The 22,153-nt window shown below is 72.4% G+C and carries 20 protein-coding genes; 5 read left to right on the top strand and 15 right to left on the bottom strand.

The features are described 5' to 3' along the window. Positions 1 to 53: 53 nt before the first annotated feature. Positions 54 to 1,583, bottom strand: a complete 1,530-nt coding sequence (locus ACSURM_RS28045; protein ID WP_436958576.1) for an aldehyde dehydrogenase (NADP(+)) — start codon at positions 1,581 to 1,583, stop codon at positions 54 to 56. A 145-nt stretch (positions 1,584 to 1,728) separates the two neighbouring features. Between ACSURM_RS28045 and ACSURM_RS28040 the strand changes: the two genes are divergently transcribed. From ACSURM_RS28040 to ACSURM_RS28020, 5 genes are all read left to right on the top strand, one after another. Beyond that, positions 1,729 to 2,502 (top strand): IclR family transcriptional regulator, encoded by a 774-nt coding sequence (locus tag ACSURM_RS28040; RefSeq protein WP_189998125.1) that lies wholly within the window; start codon positions 1,729 to 1,731, stop codon positions 2,500 to 2,502. A 53-nt stretch (positions 2,503 to 2,555) separates the two neighbouring features. After that, complete coding sequence (locus ACSURM_RS28035; protein ID WP_436958575.1) at positions 2,556 to 3,059, top strand: GNAT family N-acetyltransferase; 504 nt, start codon at positions 2,556 to 2,558, stop codon at positions 3,057 to 3,059. 65 nt (positions 3,060 to 3,124) lie between these two features. Beyond that, positions 3,125 to 4,579, top strand: coding sequence for a peptidoglycan D,D-transpeptidase FtsI family protein (locus tag ACSURM_RS28030; RefSeq protein ID WP_436958573.1), 1,455 nt, complete (start codon positions 3,125 to 3,127; stop codon positions 4,577 to 4,579). A gap of 279 nt (positions 4,580 to 4,858) precedes the next feature. Then, complete coding sequence (locus ACSURM_RS28025) at positions 4,859 to 5,428, top strand: SigE family RNA polymerase sigma factor (protein WP_436958572.1); 570 nt, start codon at positions 4,859 to 4,861, stop codon at positions 5,426 to 5,428. After that, positions 5,425 to 6,282: a hypothetical protein gene (locus tag ACSURM_RS28020; RefSeq protein ID WP_436958571.1), complete on the top strand. Its 858-nt coding sequence runs from the start codon at positions 5,425 to 5,427 to the stop codon at positions 6,280 to 6,282. The genes ACSURM_RS28025 and ACSURM_RS28020 overlap by 4 nt, the downstream gene beginning before the upstream one ends. An 18-nt stretch (positions 6,283 to 6,300) precedes the next feature. Here ACSURM_RS28020 and ACSURM_RS28015 read toward each other — a convergent pair whose 3' ends face one another. The 14 genes from ACSURM_RS28015 to ACSURM_RS27950 form a co-directional block, all read right to left on the bottom strand. Continuing rightward, positions 6,301 to 7,098 carry an HAD family acid phosphatase gene (locus tag ACSURM_RS28015; protein WP_436958570.1) on the bottom strand — a complete coding sequence of 266 codons (798 nt, stop codon included), beginning with the start codon at positions 7,096 to 7,098 and terminating at the stop codon, positions 6,301 to 6,303. 80 nt (positions 7,099 to 7,178) lie between these two features. Next, positions 7,179 to 8,294: a pectinesterase family protein gene (locus ACSURM_RS28010; protein ID WP_436958569.1), complete on the bottom strand. Its 1,116-nt coding sequence runs from the start codon at positions 8,292 to 8,294 to the stop codon at positions 7,179 to 7,181. A gap of 53 nt (positions 8,295 to 8,347) precedes the next feature. After that, complete coding sequence (locus ACSURM_RS28005) at positions 8,348 to 9,664, bottom strand: pectate lyase family protein (RefSeq protein WP_436958568.1); 1,317 nt, start codon at positions 9,662 to 9,664, stop codon at positions 8,348 to 8,350. 89 nt (positions 9,665 to 9,753) lie between these two features. Next, on the bottom strand, positions 9,754 to 10,533 hold the full coding sequence (locus ACSURM_RS28000; RefSeq protein ID WP_436958567.1) for a rhamnogalacturonan acetylesterase: 780 nt from the start codon (positions 10,531 to 10,533) through the stop codon (positions 9,754 to 9,756). A gap of 103 nt (positions 10,534 to 10,636) precedes the next feature. Beyond that, entirely contained in the window at positions 10,637 to 11,971 is a 1,335-nt protein-coding gene (locus ACSURM_RS27995) for an ABC transporter substrate-binding protein (protein WP_436958566.1), read from the bottom strand. Positions 11,972 to 12,113: 142 nt separating this feature from the next. Then, positions 12,114 to 13,619: a glycoside hydrolase family 43 protein gene (locus ACSURM_RS27990; protein ID WP_436958565.1), complete on the bottom strand. Its 1,506-nt coding sequence runs from the start codon at positions 13,617 to 13,619 to the stop codon at positions 12,114 to 12,116. Next, complete coding sequence (locus ACSURM_RS27985; protein ID WP_436958564.1) at positions 13,616 to 14,461, bottom strand: PmoA family protein; 846 nt, start codon at positions 14,459 to 14,461, stop codon at positions 13,616 to 13,618. The genes ACSURM_RS27990 and ACSURM_RS27985 overlap by 4 nt, the downstream gene beginning before the upstream one ends. Further along, entirely contained in the window at positions 14,461 to 15,600 is a 1,140-nt protein-coding gene (locus tag ACSURM_RS27980; protein WP_436958563.1) for a Gfo/Idh/MocA family protein, read from the bottom strand. Before ACSURM_RS27980 ends, ACSURM_RS27985 begins: the two co-directional genes overlap by 1 nt. Beyond that, positions 15,597 to 16,886 (bottom strand): pectate lyase family protein, encoded by a 1,290-nt coding sequence (locus tag ACSURM_RS27975; RefSeq protein WP_436958562.1) that lies wholly within the window; start codon positions 16,884 to 16,886, stop codon positions 15,597 to 15,599. Before ACSURM_RS27975 ends, ACSURM_RS27980 begins: the two co-directional genes overlap by 4 nt. Continuing rightward, positions 16,883 to 17,767 (bottom strand): carbohydrate ABC transporter permease, encoded by an 885-nt coding sequence (locus ACSURM_RS27970; RefSeq protein ID WP_436958561.1) that lies wholly within the window; start codon positions 17,765 to 17,767, stop codon positions 16,883 to 16,885. The genes ACSURM_RS27975 and ACSURM_RS27970 overlap by 4 nt, the downstream gene beginning before the upstream one ends. Further along, positions 17,764 to 18,699, bottom strand: coding sequence for a carbohydrate ABC transporter permease (locus ACSURM_RS27965; RefSeq protein ID WP_436958560.1), 936 nt, complete (start codon positions 18,697 to 18,699; stop codon positions 17,764 to 17,766). The genes ACSURM_RS27970 and ACSURM_RS27965 overlap by 4 nt, the downstream gene beginning before the upstream one ends. Before the next feature lie 80 nt (positions 18,700 to 18,779). Continuing rightward, positions 18,780 to 20,513: an L-arabinonate dehydratase gene (gene araD, locus ACSURM_RS27960; RefSeq protein ID WP_436958559.1), complete on the bottom strand. Its 1,734-nt coding sequence runs from the start codon at positions 20,511 to 20,513 to the stop codon at positions 18,780 to 18,782. After that, a complete protein-coding gene (locus ACSURM_RS27955; RefSeq protein WP_436958558.1) occupies positions 20,510 to 21,421 on the bottom strand; it encodes a dihydrodipicolinate synthase family protein in 912 nt (303 codons plus the stop codon). The genes araD and ACSURM_RS27955 overlap by 4 nt, the downstream gene beginning before the upstream one ends. Further along, entirely contained in the window at positions 21,418 to 22,074 is a 657-nt protein-coding gene (locus tag ACSURM_RS27950; protein ID WP_436958557.1) for a GntR family transcriptional regulator, read from the bottom strand. The genes ACSURM_RS27955 and ACSURM_RS27950 overlap by 4 nt, the downstream gene beginning before the upstream one ends. Positions 22,075 to 22,153: the final 79 nt, after the last annotated feature.

The raw sequence follows: 22,153 nt of genomic DNA, 5'->3' as shown, positions 1-22,153 counted from the left end.
GGGGCGGCCGGGCTGCCGCTACGCCCGCCCGCTGAACCACCCGGCCCGGCGGGCTACCGCTCCAGCCGTCCGTTGAACCGCCGGGGCAGGCCGAGGGGGTTGTCGTCCTTCAGCTCGGCCGGCAGCAGTGCCTCGGGCGAGTTCTGGTAGACGACCGGCCGCAGCCACCGCTCGATGGCGGTGCCGCCCACGGAGGTCGAGGTGGAGGTGGTCGCCGGGTAGGGCCCGCCGTGGTGCTGGGCCGGTGCCACGGCCACCCCGGTCGGCCAGCCGTTGACCAGGACCCGCCCGGCCAGCGGGGTCAGTTCGGCGAGCAGCTCCGGTCCCCGGCCCTGGCCCGCGGCCTCCCCCGAGGAGAGCTGGACCGTCGCCGTGAGGTTGCCCGGGAGCCGGGACAGGACGGCCTTGGCCTCCTGCTCGTCGGCGTAGCGGGCCACCACCGTGACCGGCCCGAAGCACTCCTCCAGGAGCAGGTCGTGGTCGCCCTCCTCGGTGAGCCTGGCCGCCGGCACGGTGAGGAAGCCCGCGCTGACGGTGTGCTCGCCGCCCTCGCCCGGGGTGACGGGCGCGTCCACGTCGGGCAGCTCGGCGCGTTCGGCCACACCGGCGATGAAGTTGTCCCGCATGCGGTGGTCGAGCAGGACTCCGGCGTCGGTGCCGGCGACGGCGTCGGCCAGCGACTTCACCAGCTGGTCGCCGGCCCCGCCGGAGGGCACCAGCACCAGGCCGGGCTTGACGCAGAACTGGCCGACGCCGAGGGTCATCGACCCGGCGAGTCCGCCGCCGATCTCCTCGGCCCGCTCGGCCGCGGCGGCCTCGGTCACCAGGACCGGGTTCAGCGAGCCGAGTTCGCCGTGGAACGGGATCGGCACCGGGCGCGCGGCGGCGGCGTCGAACAGCGCCCGGCCGCCGCGGACGGAGCCGGTGAAGCCGGCCGCGGCGACCAGCGGGTGCTTGATCAGTTCGATGCCCGCCTGGAAGCCGTGCACCAGGCCGACGACGCCCTCGGGGATGCCGTGCTCGGTGGCGGCCCGGCGCAGCACCTCGGCGACCCGCTCGGACAGCGCCGGGTGGTCGGGGTGGGACTTGACCACGACGGGGCAGCCCGCGGCGAGCGCGCTCGCGGTGTCGCCGCCGGCGACGGAGAAGGCGAAGGGGAAGTTGGAGGCGGAGTAGACGGCGACGACGCCGAGCGGCACCTTGTAGCGCCGCAGGTCCGGCACGGGCGGGGTCGCGGTGGCGTCGGGGTGGTCGATGACGACGTCCAGGAAGGCGCCCTCGTCGACGATGTCCGCGAAGGCCCGCAACTGGTAGGCGGTACGGGCGAGTTCGCTGGCCAGCCGGACCTGGCCGAGGGCGGTCTCGGCGTCGGCGGTGTCGACCAGGGGGTCCCGGGCCGCGTCCAGGCCCGCGGCGGCCGAGCGCAGGAAGGCGGCGCGGACGGCGCGGTCGGCGAGCGCCTCGCGCGCCGCGTGCGCCGCCCGGACGGCCGCGTCCACCTCCTGGGCTGTGGCCTCGGCCGCAACCTGTTCGCGCTGCTTCCCGGTGCGCGGGTCGACACTCCAGACTGGTGCTGCTGCCACCGCGGGTCCCTCCAAAAGGCCGCACTGATTGAACCTGTGCGTCACCCATCAGCCGCGTTCGATATACTGAACACTGTCTCTGATGATGAACGCTGCTCGGAGACTATATATCTCAGGTCCTCGTCGAACGAAGGGGTCAAGGGCGATGACGGCAGGCGACGCAGGGGGCGGGGCGCAGGTCAAGTCCGCGGTACGGACCGTGGAACTGCTCGAGTACTTCGCCGGCCGGCCCGGCATGCACTCCCTCGCGGCCGTCCAGGAGGCCGTGGGCTATCCCAAGTCCAGCCTGTACATGCTGCTGCGCACACTGGTGGAGCTGGGCTGGGTGGAGACGGACGCCACGGGCACGCGGTACGGCATCGGGGTGCGGGCGCTGCTCGTGGGCACCTCCTACATCGACGGCGACGAGGTGGTGGCCGCCGCCCGCCCGACCCTGGACCGGCTCTCCGACGACACCACGGAGACCATCCACCTCGCCCGGCTCGACGGCACCAACGTGGTCTACCTGGCCACCCGCCAGTCCCAGCACTACCTGCGCCCCTTCACCCGGGTCGGCCGCCGGCTGCCCGCCCACTCCACCTCCCTCGGCAAGGCGATCCTCGCCACCTACACCGACGAGCAGGTGCGCAAGCTGCTGCCGGAGACGCTGCCCGCGCTCACCGAGCACACCATCACCGACCGGGAGCGGCTCATCGAGGAGCTGCGCCAGGTCCGGGAGCAGGGCTTCGCGGTCGACCGCGAGGAGAACACGCTGGGCCTGCGCTGCTTCGGCGTGGCCATTCCCTACCGCACGCCCGCCCGGGACGCCATCAGCTGCTCGGTCCCGGTGGCCCGGCTGACCCCGGCCCACGAGCAGATGATCAAGGACGCGCTGTTCGACGCGCGCGACCGGCTGACGCTGGCGACCCGCCGGCTGTGAGCCGGCCGGGCTGAGGTATGCCGTCGTGGGACGGCGCGCCTAGGCTCGGTCGCATGGAGATCGCGTTGCGCGCCGTCCGGGACAGCGACGTGCCGGTGTTCCGCCGCCAGATGACCGACCCGGAGGCCGTCCGGATGGCCGCCTTCGGGCCGGAGGGCGCCACCGGTCCGGAATCCTTCGCGGCGTACTGGCGGCGCCTGCGCGCCGGCCGCGCCGTCCTGCGCACGGTCCTGGCCGACGGGGCCGTGGCGGGCAACGCGCTGGTGTACGGGGAGGCCGGCGAGCGCGAGGTGTCGTACTGGATCGGCCGCGCGTACTGGGGCCGGGGCGTGGCGACGGCCGCGCTGCGGGCCCTGCTCACCGAGGTCCCCGAACGCCCGCTGTACGCCCGGGCGGCGGCCGACAACACGGGCTCGCTGCGCGTGCTGGCCAAGTGCGGCTTCCGGGAGACGGCCCGCGCCCGGGGGTTCGCGAACGCGCGGGGCCGGGAGATCGAGGAGGTCGTGCTGGTGCTGGAGGGCGGGCCGGACGGCCGCCCTCGGGCCGCCGCTTCCTGAGAGCCGGATGAAAAAGCGGGGCGTACGGGAACGATCGGCACCGGTCCGGTCGTCTTCCGTGCGGGATGAACAAGACGATCAGGCGGGCGTCCGTCTTCGCGCTGCTGCTCGTGCTCGCCCTGCTGGTCAGGGCGACATGGCTGCAGTTCTACGACGGCCAGGCCCTCGCGGACGACAAGGACAACCGGCGGAACGTGATCGCGACGTACTCGCGTCCCCTGGGGAACATCATCGTGGCCGGGGAGGCGATCACCGGTTCCGCGCGGACGAAGGGAAGCGATCTCGCGTACAAGCGCACGTACACGGACGGCGAGCTGTACGCGGCGGTGACGGGCTACGCCTCGCAGGCCTACGCCCCCACCCAGCTGGAGGGCATCTACACGGACCTGCTCAACGGCACGGACACCAAGCTCAAGACGGTGATGGACACCGTCACCGGCGAGCGCCCCGAACCGGGCAACGTGCTCACGACGATCGACCCGGCCGTGCAGAAGGCGGGCTATCGCGCGCTGGGCGACAAGAAGGGCGGGGCCGTCGCGATCGACCCGAAGACCGGGAAGATCCTCGGGGCGGTCTCGACGCCGTCGTACGACCCCTCCACGCTCACCGACGCGAACACCGCGGGCAAGGCGTGGAAGGCGCTCAACGCGGACGAGGACAAGCCGCTCACCAACCGCGCGCTGCGCCAGCCGCTGCCGCCGGGCTCGACGTTCAAGCTGGTCGTCGCCGCGGCGGCGCTGGAGGACGGGCTGTACGAGAACGTGGACCAGCCCACCGACAGCCCCGACCCGTACATCATGCCGGGCACGGTGCGGCCGCTGGAGAACGAGAACAAGTCGGCGCCGTGCGAGAACGCCTCCATCCGGGTCGCCCTGCGCTACTCCTGCAACAACGTCTTCGGTCACATGGCCGTCGAGCTGGGACAGGACAAGGTCAAGGAGATGGCCGAGAAGTTCGGCTTCAACGACGGCGAGCAGGACGTGCCGGTGCGCGCCTACCCGAGCGTCTACCCCTCCGGCATGGACAAGGCGCAGACGGCCCTGTCGGGCATCGGCCAGTTCGACGTCACGGCCACCCCGCTCCAGATGGCCATGGTGTCCGCGGCCATAGCCAACGGCGGCAAGCTGGTCTCGCCGCACATGGTCTCGCGGATCACCGACAGCGGCGGTGACGTGCTGAAGGACTACGACGACGACACCGACACCTCGGAGATCATCAGCGCCGGCACCGCCGAGCAGCTCCAGTCGGCGATGGAGACGGTGGTGAAGGACGGTACGGGCACGAACGCGCTGATCGACGGGGTGACCGTCGGCGGCAAGACCGGTACCGCTCAGCACGGCGAGAACAACAGCAAGACGCCGTACGCCTGGTTCACCTCCTACGGCAAGTCGGACGCCAACGGCAAGGAGGTGGCCGTCGCGGTCATGGTGGAGCAGTCCGACGCGGCCCGCTCCGAGGTGAGCGGCAACGGCCTGGCGGCGCCGGTGGCGCGGGCCATGATGCAGGCGGCACTGAAGTAGCACCGCCCGTGGCGCCCCGGCAGGGGGCGGGGCGCCACCCACTCCCCCGGCTCGTCCGGCGCGGATTCCCCCTCCTTCTCCCCTCTTGGTGAACCCTTTTCGGATCGTTTCCGTGTTCCCTCAGTAGGTTCGGTCGGTCATACGGTGTCCGACCCCCCGTACGAGAACACGTAAACGATCACTGCTACGCTTCCGGATCTCCGTCCGGGCCTCCCTGGACCCTCGCATGTCATTCACATGACACTCGCCTCCAGAGCGCGCATCGAGAAGAGGTCACCCGTGGGCACAGTCGTCGACGACGCCGCCTCCGTGGAGTTCCATGCCTTCTTCGAACGGCACTACGCCGAACTGTCCCGGCTCGCCCACCTGTTGACCGGCGAGGCGGACGCCGCGGACGACCTGGCGGCGGACGCGCTGCTGGCGCTGTGGCACCGCTGGGACCGGGTGCGCGCCGCCGACCGGCCGGTGGCGTACGCGCGGGGCGTGGTCGCCAACCTGGCCCGTACCCGCATCCGCGGCGCGGTGCGCGAGCGGCGGCGGATCGCGCTGTTCTGGCCGCGCGGCGAGGAGCGGACCGAGAACCCGGACGTCGCCGGTGTGGTGGACGTCCAGGAGGCCCTGCGCGGGCTGCCGTTCCGGAAACGGGCGTGTGTGGTGCTCCGGCACGCGTTCGACCTGTCCGAGAAGGACACCGCGCTCGCGCTGGGGATCTCGGTGGGTACGGTTAAGAGCCAGACGTCCAAGGGCATGGCCGAACTCCAGCGGCTGCTCGGCCCGCAGGGCGACCCGCGGCGGGTGCGCGCGGCGATGGCGGCCCGGGGCGGCGAGAGCGGAGGAAGGAACCGATGAGGCGGCAGGACGTGCACGACGAGCTGCGCGCCCGGCTGCACGAGGCGGCCGGCGCCCACGAACCGGACCGCGCGCGCATCCTGGCCCGGGTGGAGCGCGGCATGGCCGAGCCGTCCGGCCCCGGCCACCGGGCCGTGCGCCCGCCGGTGGCGGGCTGGTTGCGGGTGGCCTCCGCGACGGCCGCGGTGGCCGGTGTGCTCGCGGTCGGGGGCTACGCGGTGGCGTCCGCCGTCCGGGACGAACCGCCGGCCCGGCGGTCGGCGGCGGTGTCACCGACGCCCAGCGCGGCACCGGAGCGCTCCACGGCCCCGGCAGCCCCCGCTCCCCCGACGCGCCCGGCGCCCGGCGAGACCGGCGGCGGGCCGTCCCGCACACCCTCCTCCTCCCCTTCCTCGCCCTCCTCCGCCACTCCCGGGACCAGCGCCCCGGCCGTTCCGCCGCCGGCCCGCGCCGAACGGAACGGCCCCCTGTGGTCGGACGGTTCGGTGGACCCGCACAGCAACGACTTCTGGGCGCAGAGCAATCTGACCCTGAAGACGTCCGTGCCGCTTAGGTCGCTCACCGTCGAGCTGAGGATCGCCCAGACCGGCGGGGTGACCTCCACGGGCGCCTGGCGCTCGCTGCCCGAGGCGGACTTCGCCCAGGGCGTCGTGGAGCGGGACGGGTTCGTCGTCTACACCTGGACGCTCAAGCCGGGGCGTACGGTACCGGCGGGCGAGTGGGTGTTCGCCGGGCAGTACGACCACGCCCGCGGGGGGCGGGACGCCAAGGACGACGGCTATGTCATGACGGGGGCCGCCGCCGGGCACACCTACACGGTGACCGGCGACTTCGCCCCGCACGACCGCTCCTGAGGCCCGCGGGCCCGGACGTCAGGAGACGAAGTACGTCGGGTTCGGCAGCTTGTAGGTGCGGTCGGCGTAGCCGCCCCCGAAGTCCGAGTACTGGTCGCCGAAGTTGGCGATGATCTCGTAGCCGAGGTCCTGCTCGATGTGCTTGCGCGTGGCGGACTTGAACTGGACCGTGGTGCACTTCCAGTTGCCCGGGGTGGCACAGCCCTTCAGGTAGGCCGGCGGGTTGGCCTTGTCCTTGAGGAACATGTGGGCGGTGTCGAGGTTGACGTCGGCGCCGACCTTCTTCAGGTTCGCCACCGCGGCGGCACGGCGGGCCTCGCCCAGACCGGTGTTGTAGAAGACCTCGACGCCCTTGGCGTCGGCGTAGCGCACCAGTTCCGGGCTGCCGAAGACGGCCGGGCGGTCGGCCCGGTCGACGTACGCGTTCCAGTCGGCGTCGTCGTAGGTGTAGTTGGTGCGCTTCTCGTAGTCCAGGCTGAGCAGCAGCGTGTCGTCGATGTCGAAGACGACGGCCGGCTTCTCGCCCCGGTGGTGGGCCTTGCGGGCGGCCTTGTCGATGTAGCTCTTGGCGTCGGCGTCTATCCGCGCCAGGTCCCGGGCGTACGGGCTGTCCGGGGACGCCTGGTAGACGCCCTTGGCGTCGAGGGTGGTGCCGTAGTAGGCGTCGATGTCCTTCACCAACTGGCCGATGTTGTACGGCTCGTGGGTGGAGTTGGCGGTCGACTGGCCGGCGGTGGCCGGGCCCGCGCCGTACAGCGCCGCGCCGGCGACGGCACAGGCGGCGCCGGCCGCGAGGGCCCTGAGGGACTTCCGCATGGTTCTCCGATCCGGTGGATGAGAGTGATGTACCAGGTCGGAGACTGTCTACGCGCATCACATCGAGAGTGCGAGCCCTGTTACCCGATCGATATACGATCCGCTTTCCTCGGGCGCCAGTCGCCGAGGTAGGCGGCCGGGGTGTGCGACGCCGCCTCGGCGTCGGTGAGCTGGGGCCGGTTGGCCGGAACGGTGACCACCGCGCCCGGACCGGAGTTGCGGTACTCGCCGAAGCGCATGGACTGCCAGGGGTAGGCCTCCCGCATGTCGGCGTAAGGAGCCACCGGGTCGATGCCGGGCCCGATGACGCTGTCCCGGACGACCAGCGCGGGCCGGGCCGTGGTCTCGCTCGACGGCACCCACGGCCGGGCCAGCTTGTACGCCCCGTCGGCCGCGCCGGAGGTGAACCGGCAGCGCACGGCGAGCATGCCGTGCGGGTTGGCCCGGGCGGTGGAGGGCGCGAAGACGAAGCCGTAGGGCGGGGCGGACAGGTCGGTACGGTCCAGGGTGCGGAAGCGGCAGTGCTCGTACACGGCGGTGGCCCGCCCGAAGACGAAGTCGACGTCGCCCTCGATGTGGCAGTGGGCGTAGTACTGCCGGGCGAAGACGGACAGGGCGGTGGAGTCGGCGTACAGGGTGTCTTGGTGGCCGAGGAAGCGGCAGTGCCAGAAGGCGTTCCGGTCGCCCTGTGCCTTGAGGGCGACGGCCTGGGTGCCGGTGGTGCCGGGGTGGCCGGCGCGCAGCCAGTCGTTGGCGAAGGTGATCCAGCGGGCGGTGAACCCGTCGGCCTGGACGGTGGTCGTGGCCGAGCCGCTGGTGCCGTGGGTGCCGCCGCCGGGCTTGGGGGTGCCGGCCGCGTTGTCGTAGACGATCACCACGTCCCGCGGGTCCCCGGAGGCGCCGATCCAGGTCATCTCCGTACGGCCGGCGTCGACGGCGACCGTCTCGCGGTAGGTGCCGGGCGCGATGACCAGGGTCCGGCCGGTGCCGGTGGCGGCGGTCACCGCGGCCTGGACGGAGGTGAAGTCGCCCCGGCCGTGCGGGTCGACGTACAGGGTGCCCGGGGTGCGGCGGCGGTCCGGGGAGCCGTGACGGCCGAACGGGCGGGTGCGGGCGTGTGCGGGGGCCGGGGTCAGGGCGAGCGCGGCGGCGGCGCCGGTGCCCGCGGTGAGCAGGGCCCTTCTGGTCAGGGTCATGGGAGTCCTCCCTCTCGGGCGGCCGGGGCGGGGGCGCCCCGGCCGGGAACGGGTCAGCGCAGGCGTCCGGCGCCCGCGTGGCGGCCGACGATGCCGGGGACGGCCCGCGGCCGGTCGACCCGGGTACGCAGCTCAGGCGTCCAGCCGGCCCCCGACCGGAGGGTCTCGCCGGGCACCTCGGCGTTGTGGACGGCGAGGAGGTCCACCGGCCGGCCGTTGACGTAGTTGTCGGCGGCGGTGACCGGCGCGTCCTTCCACTTCTTCAGCACCGAACCGGCCCGGACGCCGTCCGGCAGGGTGAACGCGTTGTGCTCGGCCACGAGTTGGGACTCCATGCCGATGCCGTAGGTGTAGGAGTAGCCGTCACCGGCGACGAAGTGGTTGTTGTAGGAATCCACCTGCCCGAAGCGGACGCGCGGGGCCCGCTCGACCAGGTTCCGGAACAGGTTGTGGTGGAAGGTGACCTTCAGGTGCCCGCGGTCGACGGCGGCGGTGGCCGCGCTGTCGCTGTTGCCGATGAGGATCGTCTTGTCGTGGTCCTCGAAGACGTTCCAGGAGGCGGTGACGTAGTCGGAGCCCTTGACGACGTCCAGCTCGCCGTCGTGCCGCTGGTAGGTCCGGCCGTAGTACGACGGCAGGGAGCTGTCCGGGTGGTCGCCGTCGGTGAAGGTGTCGTGGTCGATCCACACATGGGTCGAGCCGTGCACCACGGCGCTGTCGTACTCGGAGTTCCAGTTGCCGTCGGCGGTGTCGGTCGGGTCCCACTGCGGGAAGCAGTCGAGGGGGCTCTCGAAGGCGAGGTTGCGCACGATGACGTTGTCGACGCCCTTGATCTGGAGGCTGGCGCCCTTGAACCCGGCGTCGCGACCGACGCCGACGATGGTGGTGTTGGCGGGGACGGCCGCCTTGATGGAGGCGTCCTGGCGGGCGGCGGAGGCGCGGCGCAGGCCCTCGGGGCTGTCGTCGGGCTCGGCGTCGAGGGTCCTGGTGCGGCCCCACACCGCCGGGTCATAGGTCTTCAGATAGGCGGCGAAGTCGTAGCCGGGCACGGCGAAGGAGTCGCAGCCCGGGCCGTCGGCGTCGAGGGTGCCCTGCACCCGGACGATCTTCGGCGCGCTGCCGCCGTCGGCGAGGGCGGCCTTGAACTGCTCCCAGGTGGTGACGGTGTACACATGCGCGGGGTCGGCGGCGGCCCCGCCGGTCGTCCCGGTGCCGTACGCGGCCCAGCCGTCCCGGGCGGGGAGCACCTGCCGGTCGGGGCCGGGGTGGTGGGCGGGGTGCGCGGACGCGGTGCCGGTGACGGCGAGGACGAGGGCGGTGGCGCCCACCAGTGCACTCATGACCCGTCCATGACATCTCTGTGTACGCACTGTGCGGCTCTCCTCAATGGCTCGGTGGCTCGATGAATCGGTGGCTCGGTTGCCCGACGGCTCGGTGACAGGGGTGACTCGGTGGCGCGTCAGGACGCGGGGGCGTCCGGCCAGGTGATCCAGGACGCCGGGACGTCCTCGTCCAGCCGGCGGACGTCGCGGCGGGCCAGTACCCGGGTGCGCAGCAGCTCGCGCGCCACGAGCCGCGCCACGGCGAGGGCGCCCGGCGGGTTGAAGTGCGTGTTGTCCTGCTCGGTGGCGGTCCAGTTGAAGTAGGTCTTCGTCCCCTCCGCCCCGAGCCGCTGCCACAGCGCGAGCGACAGCGCCTGGAGGTCGAGCAGCGGGACCCGCTCCGCCTCGGCGAGCGCCCGCATGGCCGCCGGATAGTCGCCGTGGGTGGGCTGGGCGGTGCCGTCGGGGCCGAACCGGCGGCGCTCCACGGAGGTGGCGAGGACGGGCCGGGCGCCCCGGGACCGGGCGCCGTCCAAGTACAGCCGCAGATACCGCTGGTACGACGTCCACGGCTCGGTGTAGCGGGTGGGGTCGGTGGCCTTCTCGTCGTTGTGCCCGAACTGGACGACCAGGAGGTCCCCGGGCCGGATCACGGCGAGGACGGCGTCCAGCCGGCCCTCGTCGACGAAGCTCTTCGAACTCCGGCCGTTGACCGCGTGGTTGGCGACCGTCAGGTCCTTGTGGAGGAAGAAGGGCAGTGCCATGCCCCAGCCGGTCTCAGGAGCGGCGTCGGCGTACTTCTGGGCGGCCGTCGAATCACCGGCGATGTAGAGGGTCCGCGCCTCTTTCCCGGACCGCCCGGCCAAGGGGACGGCGGCGACAGCGGCGGACGTGACCTGTCTGCGCGTAAGGGACACAACCTGCGCCTTTCACATACGTTGTCCGACAAGGGGCGCGGGGAACCGCGCGACCGGCCCGTGACCGGGCGGCGGCTCCCCACCACCGCGACCACCCGGAACCTCAGTGGTTCTCCTTCCAGTCCTGCTGGGCCTTGTTGAGCTGATCGGCCAGCAGGTCCAGGAACTCCTTGGCGCTCATCTTGCCGAGCAGCACCTTCTGGAAGTTCGGCTCGTTGTCGGCCTTGGAGATGGTGTTCCAGTCGGGCAGGTAGTACGGCAGCTGCACGATCTTCGTGCCGGCCCCGTCCAGCGCCTCGGCCGCCAGCTTCGCCGGCTCGTTCGCCCGCACCCAGGCGTCACGCGCGGCCTCCGTGTTGGCCGGCACCGACCCGGCCGACTCGTTCCACTTGCTGTTGGCCTCGTGGGAGGCGGCGAACTCGATGAACTTCCAGGCGGCGGCCTTGTTCTCGCCGGACTTGAACAGGGCGAGCCCGTCGACCGGGTTGGAGACCTGCACCCGTGTCCCGTCGTCCAGGGTCGGGCTGGGAATGCCCCGGAACCTGCCCTTCAGCGCCTTCTCGTGGTCGGCGTAGGAGCCCAGGTTGTGGCTGAGCATCCCGATGGTGCCGGAGTCCCACTGGGCGACCATCTTGGTGAAGTCGTTGTTGACGTCGGCGGACGGGGTGTTCTTCTTGTACAGGCCGGTGTACTTCTCCAGCGCGGCCACGTTCTTCGGGTCGTTGACGGTGGTCTTGTCGCCGTTCCAGAAGGACGTGATCCCGCTCTGCCCGTACATCGCGTCCAGGGCCTGGGCGATGGAGCCGTCACCGCCGCGGATGGTGTACCCGAAGGCGTTCTTGCCCTTGTCGGTGAGCTTGTCGGCGGCCTTGTAGAACTTCGTCCAGGTGGTCGGCGGCTCCAGCCCGGCCGCGCGGAACAGGTCGGTGCGGTACCACAGCGTGCCGTTGTTCGCGGACGTCGGCACGGTGTACGTCCTGCCGTCCCCGCCGGCCGCCTTCACGCTCTCCAGGAACTTGGCGTTGAGCCTGCCCTTGAGCGGGCTGCCGGCGAGCCGCTCGTCCAGCGGCTCCAGCGCGCCCTGCGCGGCGACCTCGGCCAGCATCGCCGTGCCGACGCCGCCGACGTCCGGCAGGCCGCCGCCCTGGATGGCGGTGTCGTACTTGGACTGCGCGCTCGCGGCGGGCACGCCGACGTACTCGACCTTGATGTCGGGGTACTTGTGCTCGAAGTCGGCGATGATCTCCTTCCAGATGTCGGTGCGGACACCGCCGTTGTTGTCCCAGAAGGTGATCGTGCCCGTGCCGGAGCCCTCGTCGCCCTTCCCGCCCGCGCTGCCGCTGCCGTCGTCGCCGCAGGCGGTGGCGGTCAGCGCGAGGGCGGAGCCCAGGGCCACGGCCAGGGCGGCGCGCCTGCTTCTGCGGATGCTGCTCTTCATTGGTCGGCTCTCTTCTGCTGGTTCGTGCGGGGACAGGGGGTGTGGGGGCGGTGCGACGTCGCGGCCAGGACGGCGCCCGGGCGGGGCAGGCGCTTGCCGGGGATGTGCGTCATCGCGGCTCCCAACAGGGCTTCTCGGGCGGCTACAGGGGCGTGATCCGGAACCGGGCGAAGGTCGCCGAGCCCGCGTGCCCGGGTCCCTCGGGCGCGGTGGCGAACAGGCCGAGCAGGGCGCCGACCCAGCGCCAGGGCGTGGCCGCGAAGACCGGACCGGAGGGGCAAAAACCGTCCCCGACGTCGTAGGAGAACCGGCAGCGCGCCCCGGGTCCGGCCTCGATCCGCAGCCGCGCCCGGCCCTCGGGCGCGACGCACGGCACCCCGGCGTCGCGCTCCCGCTCGGCGACCGCCTCCGCGAACCGGTGCACGAGCCGCACCATGCCGTCGGCGCCACGCTCCAGCCCGATCCAGCAGAAGGCGTCCCCGAGCACCACGAGTCCCGCGCGGGCACCCGGCTCGCCGGCGTCCAGCCGCAGCTCGGCCTCGACCGCGCTCGGCAGTCCGGGCAGCCGCTGGGTGAGCACGTTCGGCAGTTTCCGCGGGTCGTGGGCGTCGGCCGAGCGGACGCAGGTCAGCCGCAGCCCGTCCCCGGAGTGCTGGGTGGCCCAGCCGTCGCCGGGGTTGGCGGTCCACTGCCACTGCCGGCCGTACCGGCCGCCGGGAAAGTCGTCGTCGGTGGCGGGCGCGGCGGGCGGCTGCGCCGGCAGCGCGGGCCTGCGGTGTACGGCGACGGGGGCGCCCTCGTCCCCGATGACCGGCCAGTGGTCCCTGCCCCAGCGCATCGGCTGGAGGTGGACCACCCTGCCGTAGGGGCCGCGCTGCTGGAAGTGCAGGAACCAGTCCTCGCCGGCCGCGGTGCGCACCCAGCCGCCCTGGTGGGGGCCGTTGACGTCGGTGTCCTTCTGCTCCAGCACGATCCGCTCCTCGTACGGTCCGAAGAACCCGCGCGAGCGGAACGCGCCCTGCCAGCCGGTCTCCACTCCCCCGGCGGGGGCGAGGATCCAGAACCAGCCGTCGTGCCGGTAGAGCTTGGGCCCTTCGAGGGTGAACCAGCCGGGGATGCGGTCGCCGTCGATGATGACCTTGCCCTCGTCGAGCAGCGAGGTGGCGTCGGGGTGCATCCGGTGGCCGGTGAGGCGGTTCTTGACGCCGGAGCGGGACTTGGCCCAAGCGTGCACGAGGTAGGCCTCGCCGGTCTCGTCGTCCCACAGCGGGCACGGGTCGATCAGGCCCTTGCCCGCCTTGACCAGATGCGGCCGGGTCCAGGGGCCCCTGATCTCGGGCGCGTTGACCTGGAAGACGCCCTGGTCGGGGTCGCCCCAGAAGATCCAGAAGCGGTCGTCGTGGTGCCGGATGGACGGCGCCCAGACCCCGCGGTCGTGCCGGGGCAGGGCGTACTCCTCCTCCGGTTCCAGGCGTTCGAGGGCGTGTCCGACGAGGGTCCAGTCGACCAGGTTCCGGGAGTGCAGCAGGGGCAGTCCGGGGGCGCGGCCGAAGCTGGAGGCGGTGAGGTAGAAGTCGTCGCCGACGCGGACCACGTCCGGGTCGGACCAGTCGGCGTTCAGCACCGGGTTGCGGTAGGTGCCGGTCACTGGGCCACCGCCCTGCGGACCAGGGCGGCCACCTCGTCGCGGGCCGGGCGGCCGTCGGCGACGACGGTGACGATCCGGCGCACGACGGTCTCGCCGGGCGCGACGGTCAGCCGCTCGGTGTGCGCCAGCGAGGAGCCCACGCCGGGGTATTCGGCGGCCCGGACGAACCAGGGGTCGCGGCGGGTGTCCTCGGTGGCCCCGGCGAAGACCAGCGTCCAGCCGGCGCCGGCCAGCGCGAGCCAGTCGGCGCGGGTGCCGTGCGCCTCGGCCTCGCCCTCCCGGTCGGCGGTGTAGACCTCGGGGGGCTCGGCCTCCTTGGGGGCCCGCCAGAAGAAGCCGCCGTAGGCCGCGCCGGGCCGGCCGTTGGTGGCGGGGCTGCCGAAGGACAGCGGGCCGGGGGTGACGTTGGTGAGGGAGAAGGTGAAGTCCAGCGCCCAGGCGGCCTCGGTGAGCCCGGTGGCCGCGACCGTGCGGCGCTCGCGCAGCAGCTCGGTGCCGGCGGCAGCCCAGCGCAGCTCCTCCACGAAGCCGTCGGGGTCGCACAGCTGGAAGCCGGTGTGCCGCTGGACGCCGTGGTTGTCCAGTTCGGTCGGCCCCTGGTCGCGCACGAAGGTGCGGCCGCCCCAGAAGTTGTGCCCCTCGACGTCGGGAACGGCGACACCGACACCGAGGTGGTGTACGTGGTCGGCGGGGCTCACCTCGGTGACCGGGGTGCCGGCCAGGGTGGTGACGGGGTGCAGGTAGGGGCGCGGGGCGAGCCGGGCGGGCAGGCCGGGCCGGGTGACGTAGCGGCCGACCGGGCGGCCCGCGGCCCACAGGACCAGGCTGTCGGGGGATGTCATCAGGTGCTCACCTCGTTCGGCAGGGCCCAGGAGGCGCCCAGTTCGGAGTAGAGGGCGAGGGTGTCCGCCGCCGCCGCGACCAAGCCCTCGACGCCGGGCACGATCCGGCGCCGTTCGTCCGGCAGCGACCGCCAGGCGGTGTCCGGCAGGGGTGCCGGGTCGGGGGCGGTGCGGATCGCCTCGACGACCCGCATGAAGGCGCCGGTGTCGTCGGGCGGGACCAGCAGCGCGGTGCCGTGCTCCAGGTGGCCGGCCAGGTTCTCCAGCAGGTCCGTGCGGCCGTGCTCGGTCTCCTCGGGGCCGTGCCCGGAGCGCTGGAGCAGCACCCGGTCCTGCTTGTACCAGAAGGTGATCCGGCCGCGGTCGCCGTGCACCAGCACATACGGGTCCCCGGGGTGCTCGGCGCACAGGGTCGCGGCGACCGTGACCGGTCCGCGCGGGGTGTGCACGCGGACGCAGGAGGTGTCGTCGGACTCGATGGCGTTGGCGCGCAGCAGCTCGGTCTCGATGCCGGTGACGTCCTCGGCGCGGGTGGTGCCGAGCAGGGCGAGGCTGGTGGCGACGGCGTGCGCGAGGGGGTTGGTGAGCACCCCGTCGACCACGTCGGCGCCGTCCAGCCGCCGCCGGCCCGCCCAGGGGGCCCGCCGGTAGTAGGCCTCGTCCCGGGCCCAGGCCCCGGCGGCGCCGACCCCTTTGACCGTGCCGATGGCGCCCTCGGCGATCAGGCGCCGGATCGCGGGCACCGCGTGCGAGCCGAGCGACTGGAAGCCGATCTGGCAGGCCACCCGGGCCTCGGCGACGCCGTCGGCCAGGCGGCGGAACTCGGCGTAGGAGGGCGCGGGCGGCTTCTCCAGCAGCAGGTGCACGCCCCGCGCGGCGGCGGTGAGGGCGAGTGGGGTGTGGGTCGGGATGGGCGTGCAGATCACGGCGATCCGCGCGCCGGTGGTGTCCAGGAGCGCCCCGAGGTCGGCGGACTGCTCGGGTGTGCCCAGGCCGTCGGGGATCTCCGCGCCGGTGAGCGGGGTCAGTTCGCAGATCCCGGCGAGGCGGACCACGCCCCGGGCCTGGAGCCGGCGGATGTTGTCCAGGTGCCAGCGGCCGTGACCGCGGGCGCCCGCGAGGACGACGGGTACGGTCACGGGATCCTCCCCGCGCCCGCGCCGCGCGCCACGGCCCGGTCGGCCACGGCGGCGCTGTCGATCCTCCCGTGCAGGACGGGTGTCCAGCCGACGTCCGCCGTCAGGTCCCGCTCGCCGCCGGAGTTGTAGGCGTTGTGGAGGGCGAGCAGATCGACCGGATAGCTGTTGAACAGGGTGCCGCTCGCGTGCAGCGCGCTGCCGTTCCAGCTCTTGACCAGGTCGGCGGCCTCGACGTGGGCCGGGGTGTGGAAGGCGTTGTTCTCCGCGTAGACGGCGGACTCGGTGGAGACGCCGAGGGAGTAGCGGTAGTCGTCGTCGGCGGTGACCACGTACCGGTTGTCGTACAGGTGCACCTGGCCGAAGCGGACCCGGGGCGCGCGCTGGACGACCGACTCGAACTGGTTGTGGTGCAGGGTGACCCGGAGCCGGCCCCGGTCCCCGGCGGCCGTGTCACTGTTGCCGATGAGCATCGCCTTGTCGTGGCCGGCGAACCGGGACCAGGAGACGGTGATCAGGTCGGAGCCGTCGGTGATGTCCAGCAGGCCGTCGTGGCGCAGGTAGTTGCGGGCGAAGTAGGCGGGTTCCTCCGCGTCCGGGTGGCCCTGGTCGGAGGCGGTGACGTGGTCGACCCAGACGTGGGTGGCGCCGGTCAGCCAGAGGGTGTCGTAGGCGGTCTTCCAGTCGCCGAGGCCGCCGGTGTTGGGCTGCCAGACGGGGAAGCAGTCGTAGGCGTCGCGGAGTTCGAGGTCGCGGACGATGACGTTGTCCGCGTTCCGGACCTGGAGGCTCGCCCCCTTCAGCACCGCGCGGCCGAGGCCGACGATCGTGGTGTTGGAGCCGATCGTGAACCGCACGCGCTCGGCCTGCCGGGCCGCCGAGGCCCGCCGGGCCTCCTCCTGGGGCCCGCTGGGCCTGGCGGAGCCCCAGGTGCGGGGGTCGTAGGCGGCCAGGTAGTCCTTCAGGCGGTAACCGCCGGTGGCGTAGTCGGCGCAGTCCAGCCGGCGGCCGGAGTCGTCGGTGTTGGCGTCGATGGTGCCGGCGATCTTGATGATCTTCGGGGTGTCGCTGCCGCCGTCGAGGGCGCGGACGAGTCCGGCGCGGTCGGTCACCGTGTACACGTGCGCGTCGTCGGCCGCCGCGCCTCCGGTGGTGCCGGTGCCGTACGCCGCCCAGCCGTCGTCGGCGGCGAGGACGTCGCGGCTGATGTCCCGGGCCGTGCCGGCGTGGGCGGGCAGGCAGAACAGGCCGGCCAGGGCCACCGCCGGGAGGAGGTGACGCGCTCTCATCCCTTCACCGCCCCCGCGCTGAAGCCGGTGATCAGCCACTTCTGGATGAAGGCGAACACGATCACCACGGGCACGGCCGCGATGATGCCGCCCGCCGCCAGGGCTCCGAGGTCGACGCTGTCGGCACTCATCAGGGTGTTCAGGCCGACCGGGATGGTCTGCTTGCCCTGGTCGGAGAGGAACATCAGGGCGAACAGGAAGTGGTTCCAGGCGTGCACGAAGGCGAAGGAGCCGACGGCGATCAGGCCGGGCCGCAGCAGCGGCAGCACCACGATCCGGAAGCCGGTCAGGCGGTTGCAGCCGTCCACCCAGGCGGCCTCCTCCAGGGAGTAGGGCACGTTCCGGATGAACCCGCTGATCAGGATCATCGACAGCGGCAGCTGGAAGACGGTCTCGGCGATGACCACGCTGCCCAGCGAGTTGATCATGCGCAGGTTGGCGAAGATCTGGAACAGCGGCACCAGCAGCAGCGCGCCGGGGACGAACTGCGAGCACAGCAGCGCCAGCATGAAGCCGCGCTTGAGCCGGAAGTCGAAGCGGGCCAGCGCGTAACCGCCGGCCAGCGCGACGACGGTGGTCAGCACCAGGGTGGCCAGGCCGACGTAGACGCTGTTGGTGAAGTAGGTGCCGAAGCTGCGTTCGGTCCACACCTTCTCGAAGTGCTCGAAGGTCATCGGCCAGGGCACCAGCGAGGTGGAGCCGGCCGGGCGGAGCGCGAAGAGCAGGATCCAGTAGAAGGGGATCAGGGTGAACAGCAGGTAGAGGGTCAGCGGGACGTAGATCTGCCAGCGCGGGACCTCGTCCCAGGCGCGGCGCTTCCCGCCGGGCCGGGCGGGCTCGGCCGCCGTGCGCTCGGGAGCGGGAGCGATCTCGGTGATCACCTGGACTCACCTCCGAACTTGCTCAGCCGCAGATAGACGATCGAGCAGAAGAGCAGGATCACGAACGCCACCGTGGTGAGGGCGGAGGCGTAGCCGAAGTTGTGGGCGTCGACGGACGTGTTGGCGATGTACAGCGGCAGGGTGGTGGTCTCGCCGGCCGGGCCGCCGCCGGTCAGGGTGTAGAGCAGGTCGACGTTGTTGAACTCCCACACCGCGCGCAGCAGCGTGGACAGGACGATGGCGTCCTTCAGGTGGGGCAGGGTGATGTGCCAGAACTGCTTGAGCCGGCTCGCCCCGTCGACCTCGGCGGCCTCGTACAGGTCCTTGGAGACGGACTGGAGGTCGGCGAGGATGAGGATCGCGAAGAACGGCACCCCGCGCCACAGGTCGGCGACCACCGCCGCCGGGAACACCGTGGAGGTGTCCGACAGCCAGCTCGTGCCGTACGAGCCCAGCCCCGCGTCGGCGAGGTAACGGCTGATGCCGGTCTGGGAGTTGTAGAGCAGCACCCAGATCGCGGAGGTCAGCACGCCGGAGACCGCCCAGGGCGAGAAGACGAGCGCGCGGCCCACCGCCCGGCCCACGAAGGTCTGGTTGACGATCAGCGCCAGGGCGAGACCGAACAGCAGCTGCAACGCGACTTCCACCACGACCCACTTGGCGCTGAAGGTCAGGGTGTCCCAGAACTGCGGGTCGTGGACGAAGGCCTGGGTGAAGTTGTCCAGGCCGGCGAATCCGTTCCGCCAGGGCTTGGTGGGGTTGTAGTTCTGCAGGCTGTAGTAGAAGACGCTGAGCACCGGGTAGGCGATGAAGCCCAGCATCAGCAGGGCCGCCGGGGCGATCAGCAGATACGGCAGCCTGCGCGGGGTGGCGGAGGCACGGCGCCGCCGGGGTGGCGCGGGCGGTTTCGCCACGGCTGCGGCTTGGGCCATGACTGTTCTCCGTTCTCGGTGAAGCGCTTTCCGATCAGTGTTCGAGATCTCGACCGCAGGGGGCCGTGATCCCGTGCGGTTCAGCCCGCGTACGGGTCCTGCACCATGCCCGGCCGGGCGAGGAACTCGAAGTCGCAGCCGGTGTCCGCCTGGGTGATCTGCTCGCTGTAGAGCGCGCCGTAGCCGCGTTCGTAGCGCACGGGCGGCGGGGTCCACTCGGCCCTGCGGCGATCGAGTTCGGCGTCGTCCACGTCGAGCCGGAGGGTGCGCGCCTCGACATCCAGCGTGATCAGGTCGCCGGTGCGCACCAGGGCGAGCGGTCCGCCGACGTAGGACTCGGGGGCCACGTGCAGCACGCACGCGCCGTAACTCGTGCCGCTCATCCGGGCGTCGGAGATCCGGACCATGTCGCGCACGCCCTGCTTCAGCAGGTGGTCGGGGATCGGCAGCATGCCGTACTCGGGCATGCCCGGGCCGCCCTTGGGGCCGGCGTTGCGCAGCACCAGGACGCTGTCGGCGGTGATGCCGAGCGCGGGGTCGTTGATGGTGCGCTGCATGGTCCTGTAGTCGTCGAAGACGACGGCCGGGCCGGTGTGCTTGAGCAGGTGCGGCTCGGCGGCGATGTGCTTGATGACCGCGCCGTCCGGGCAGAGGTTGCCGCGCAGCACCGCGACCCCGCCCTCGCGCGCGACCGGGTTGTCCCGGGTGCGGATGACGTCGTCGTCGTGGACCCGGGCGCCGGCGAGCTGCTCGCGCAGGGTGTCGTGGGACACCGTCGGCCGCTCCAGGTGGAGCAGGTCGGTGATCCGGGACAGGAAGCCGGGCAGGCCGCCGGCGAAGTGGAAGTCCTCCATCAGGTATTTCTGCCCGCCGGGGCGGACGTTGGCGAGGACCGGGACCGTGCGGGCGATGCGGTCGAAGTCGTCCAGGGTGAGCCGGACCCCGGCCCGGCCGGCCATGGCGATGAGGTGGATCACCGCGTTGGTGGAGCCGCCGAGGCCGAGCACGGTGGTGACGGCGTCCTCGAACGCCTCCCGGGTGAGGACGCGGGACAGCCGGCGGTCCTGGTGCACGAGTTCCACGGCGGTCATGCCCGCCTTCGCCGCCATCCGGTCGTGCCCGGAGTCCACCGCCGGGATGCTGGACGCGCCCGGCACGGTCACCCCCAGCGCCTCGGCCGCCGCGGTGAGCGTGGACGCCGTGCCCATCGTCATGCAGTGGCCGGGCGAGCGGGCCAGGCCGCTCTCCAGCTCGGCCATCTCGCAGTCGCCGATGAGGCCGGCCCGCTTGTCGTCCCAGTACTTCCACATGTCGGTGCCGGAGCCGAGGACCTCGCCGCGCCAGTGGCCCGGGAGCATCGGGCCGGCCGGTACGAACACGGCGGGCAGGTCGGCGGAGGCCGCGCCCATCAGCAGCGCGGGCGTGGATTTGTCGCAGCCGCCCATGAGCACGGCCCCGTCGACCGGGTAGGAGCGCAGCAGCTCCTCGGTCTCCATGGCGAGCAGGTTGCGGTAGAGCATGGGGGTCGGCTTCTGGAAGGTCTCGCTGAGCGTGGAGACCGGGAACTCCAGGGGGAAGCCGCCCGCCTGCCACACCCCGCGCTTGACGGCCTGGGCGCGGTCGCGCAGGTGGACGTGGCAGGGGTTGATGTCGGACCAGGTGTTGAGGATGGCGATGACCGGCTTGCCCAGGTGTTCCTCGGGCAGGTACCCGAGCTGGCGGGTGCGGGCGCGGTGGCTGAAGGAGCGCAGCCCGTCGGTGCCGTACCACTGGTGGCTGCGCAGTTCCTCGGGCCGCTTGGGGGTCGCGTTCATATGGACCATCCGGCGGCGATGGCGGCGACCTCGGCGCGCTCGTTCTCGGGCAGCGGCCTGCTGGGCGGGCGGACGTCCCGGCGGCACAGGCCGAGCGCGGCGAGGGCCTCCTTGACGACGGTGACGTTGTTGGCGCTGCCCTGCGCGGCGCGCAGCTCCTCGAAGCGGCGGATCTGCTCCCAGACCTTCATGGCGGCCGGGTAGTCGCCGGCGCGCAGCGCGTCCAGCATGTTCCGGGAGACGGCCGGGGCGACGTTGACGAGCCCGGAGGTGAAGCCGGTGGCGCCCGCGGAGAAGTAGGAGGGCGCGTACGGTTCGGCGAGTCCGGCCACCCAGACGAAGCGGTCCAGGCCGGCGTCGCGGGCGAAGGCCGCGAACCGGGCGGCGTCCGGGACGGCGTACTTCACGCCGATGACGTTCGGGCAGTGGTCGGCGAGTTCGGCGAGCCGGGCGCCGGGCAGCCGCTCGTTGCGGATGTAGGGCACCACGCCCAGTTCGGGGACGGCCTCGGCGATGGCGCGGTGGTAGTCGACCCAGCCGGCCGCCGACACGTAGGGGTGCACCGGCTGGTGGACCATGACCATCCGGGCGCCGAGGCTCTCGGCGTGCCGGGCGGAGGCGATCGCGGTGGGCAGGTCGTGGCCGACGCCGGCCAGGATCACGGCGCGGTCGCCGGCCTCGTCCGCGGTGAGCTCGGCGACCAGCCGGCGCTCCTCGGGGGTGAGGGCGTAGAACTCGCCGGTGTTGCCGTTGGGGGTGAGGGTGGTGATGCCGCCGTCGAGCAGACGGCGCAGCAGCGCCCGGTGGGTGGCGGTGTCGACGGTGCCGTCCGCGGCGAAGGGGGTCACCGGGATGGCCACCACGTCGGCCAGGGCCGTCCGTTGGGTCTCGAAGGTCACGCTGCTCATTGCTCGCCTTCCGTGGGGAGGGGCTCGGGGAACGCCCGGCCGACGAAGGACGCGATGTGGGCGTGCAGGGCGCCCGCGGCCCCGTCCGCGTCGCCGTCCAGGGCGAGCCGCAGGATCTCGCGGTGCTCGGCGGCCTCCCGTTCCCAGGAGGGGTCGGTGGCCCAGGCCACGGCGGAGACGAGGGCGGCCTGGTCGCGGACCTGGTCCAGCATCCGGGCGAGCAGCGGGTTGCCGCACGGCAGGTACAGGGCGCGGTGGAACTCCCGGTTGGCCAGGGAGCGTTCGGCGGTGTCGGTGGCGTCGTCGGCGCGGGTCAGCGCGTCGCGGGCGGCGTCGAGGGAGGCGCCCTTGGTCACGGCCCGGCGCAGGGCCTCCGGCTCCAGCAGCAGCCGTACGTCGTACACCTCGCGCGCCATGTCCGCGTCCACCATGCGCACCGTGACGCCCTTGTACTGGCTCATCACGACCAGGCCGGTCCCGGCGAGGGTCTTCAGCGCCTCGCGCACCGGGGTCTTGGACACCCCGAACTGCGCGGCCAGTTCCGTCTCGACCAGCGCCTGACCGGGTGTCAGCAGCCCGGTGAGGATGCGGTGTTTGATCGCGTCCAGCACGTACTGCGTACGGGACGGGATCGGGGTGGGCACAGAGGTCATGCGGCCCTCTCGGATCTCACATATCGCGTCTCATATATGACGTACGAAGTACGACGCGTTGAAGGTAGGAGGGCCCGAA

Source organism: Streptomyces sp. SudanB182_2057 (assembly GCF_964272715.1).
Lineage (GTDB): Bacteria > Actinomycetota > Actinomycetes > Streptomycetales > Streptomycetaceae > Streptomyces > Streptomyces rubradiris.
Note: the sequence above shows the minus strand (reverse complement) of the source record. Positions and strands in the feature narration are given on the sequence as shown.

What these genes read in the sequence shown, in the direction of transcription:
- ACSURM_RS27985 (WP_436958564.1), bottom strand. Translation starts at nt 14,461, where the DNA reads ATGACATCCCCCGACAGCCTGGTCCTGTGGGCCGCGGGCCGCCCGGTC.
- ACSURM_RS28015 (WP_436958570.1), bottom strand. Translation starts at nt 7,098, where the DNA reads ATGCGGAAGTCCCTCAGGGCCCTCGCGGCCGGCGCCGCCTGTGCCGTC.
- ACSURM_RS28035 (WP_436958575.1), top strand. Translation starts at nt 2,556, where the DNA reads ATGGAGATCGCGTTGCGCGCCGTCCGGGACAGCGACGTGCCGGTGTTC.
- ACSURM_RS28040 (WP_189998125.1), top strand. Translation starts at nt 1,729, where the DNA reads ATGACGGCAGGCGACGCAGGGGGCGGGGCGCAGGTCAAGTCCGCGGTA.
- ACSURM_RS27955 (WP_436958558.1), bottom strand. Translation starts at nt 21,421, where the DNA reads ATGAGCAGCGTGACCTTCGAGACCCAACGGACGGCCCTGGCCGACGTG.
- ACSURM_RS27975 (WP_436958562.1), bottom strand. Translation starts at nt 16,886, where the DNA reads ATGAGAGCGCGTCACCTCCTCCCGGCGGTGGCCCTGGCCGGCCTGTTC.
- araD (WP_436958559.1), bottom strand. Translation starts at nt 20,513, where the DNA reads ATGAACGCGACCCCCAAGCGGCCCGAGGAACTGCGCAGCCACCAGTGG.
- ACSURM_RS27965 (WP_436958560.1), bottom strand. Translation starts at nt 18,699, where the DNA reads ATGGCCCAAGCCGCAGCCGTGGCGAAACCGCCCGCGCCACCCCGGCGG.
- ACSURM_RS27995 (WP_436958566.1), bottom strand. Translation starts at nt 11,971, where the DNA reads ATGAAGAGCAGCATCCGCAGAAGCAGGCGCGCCGCCCTGGCCGTGGCC.
- ACSURM_RS27950 (WP_436958557.1), bottom strand. Translation starts at nt 22,074, where the DNA reads ATGACCTCTGTGCCCACCCCGATCCCGTCCCGTACGCAGTACGTGCTG.
- ACSURM_RS28020 (WP_436958571.1), top strand. Translation starts at nt 5,425, where the DNA reads ATGAGGCGGCAGGACGTGCACGACGAGCTGCGCGCCCGGCTGCACGAG.
- ACSURM_RS28030 (WP_436958573.1), top strand. Translation starts at nt 3,125, where the DNA reads ATGAACAAGACGATCAGGCGGGCGTCCGTCTTCGCGCTGCTGCTCGTG.
- ACSURM_RS28010 (WP_436958569.1), bottom strand. Translation starts at nt 8,294, where the DNA reads ATGACCCTGACCAGAAGGGCCCTGCTCACCGCGGGCACCGGCGCCGCC.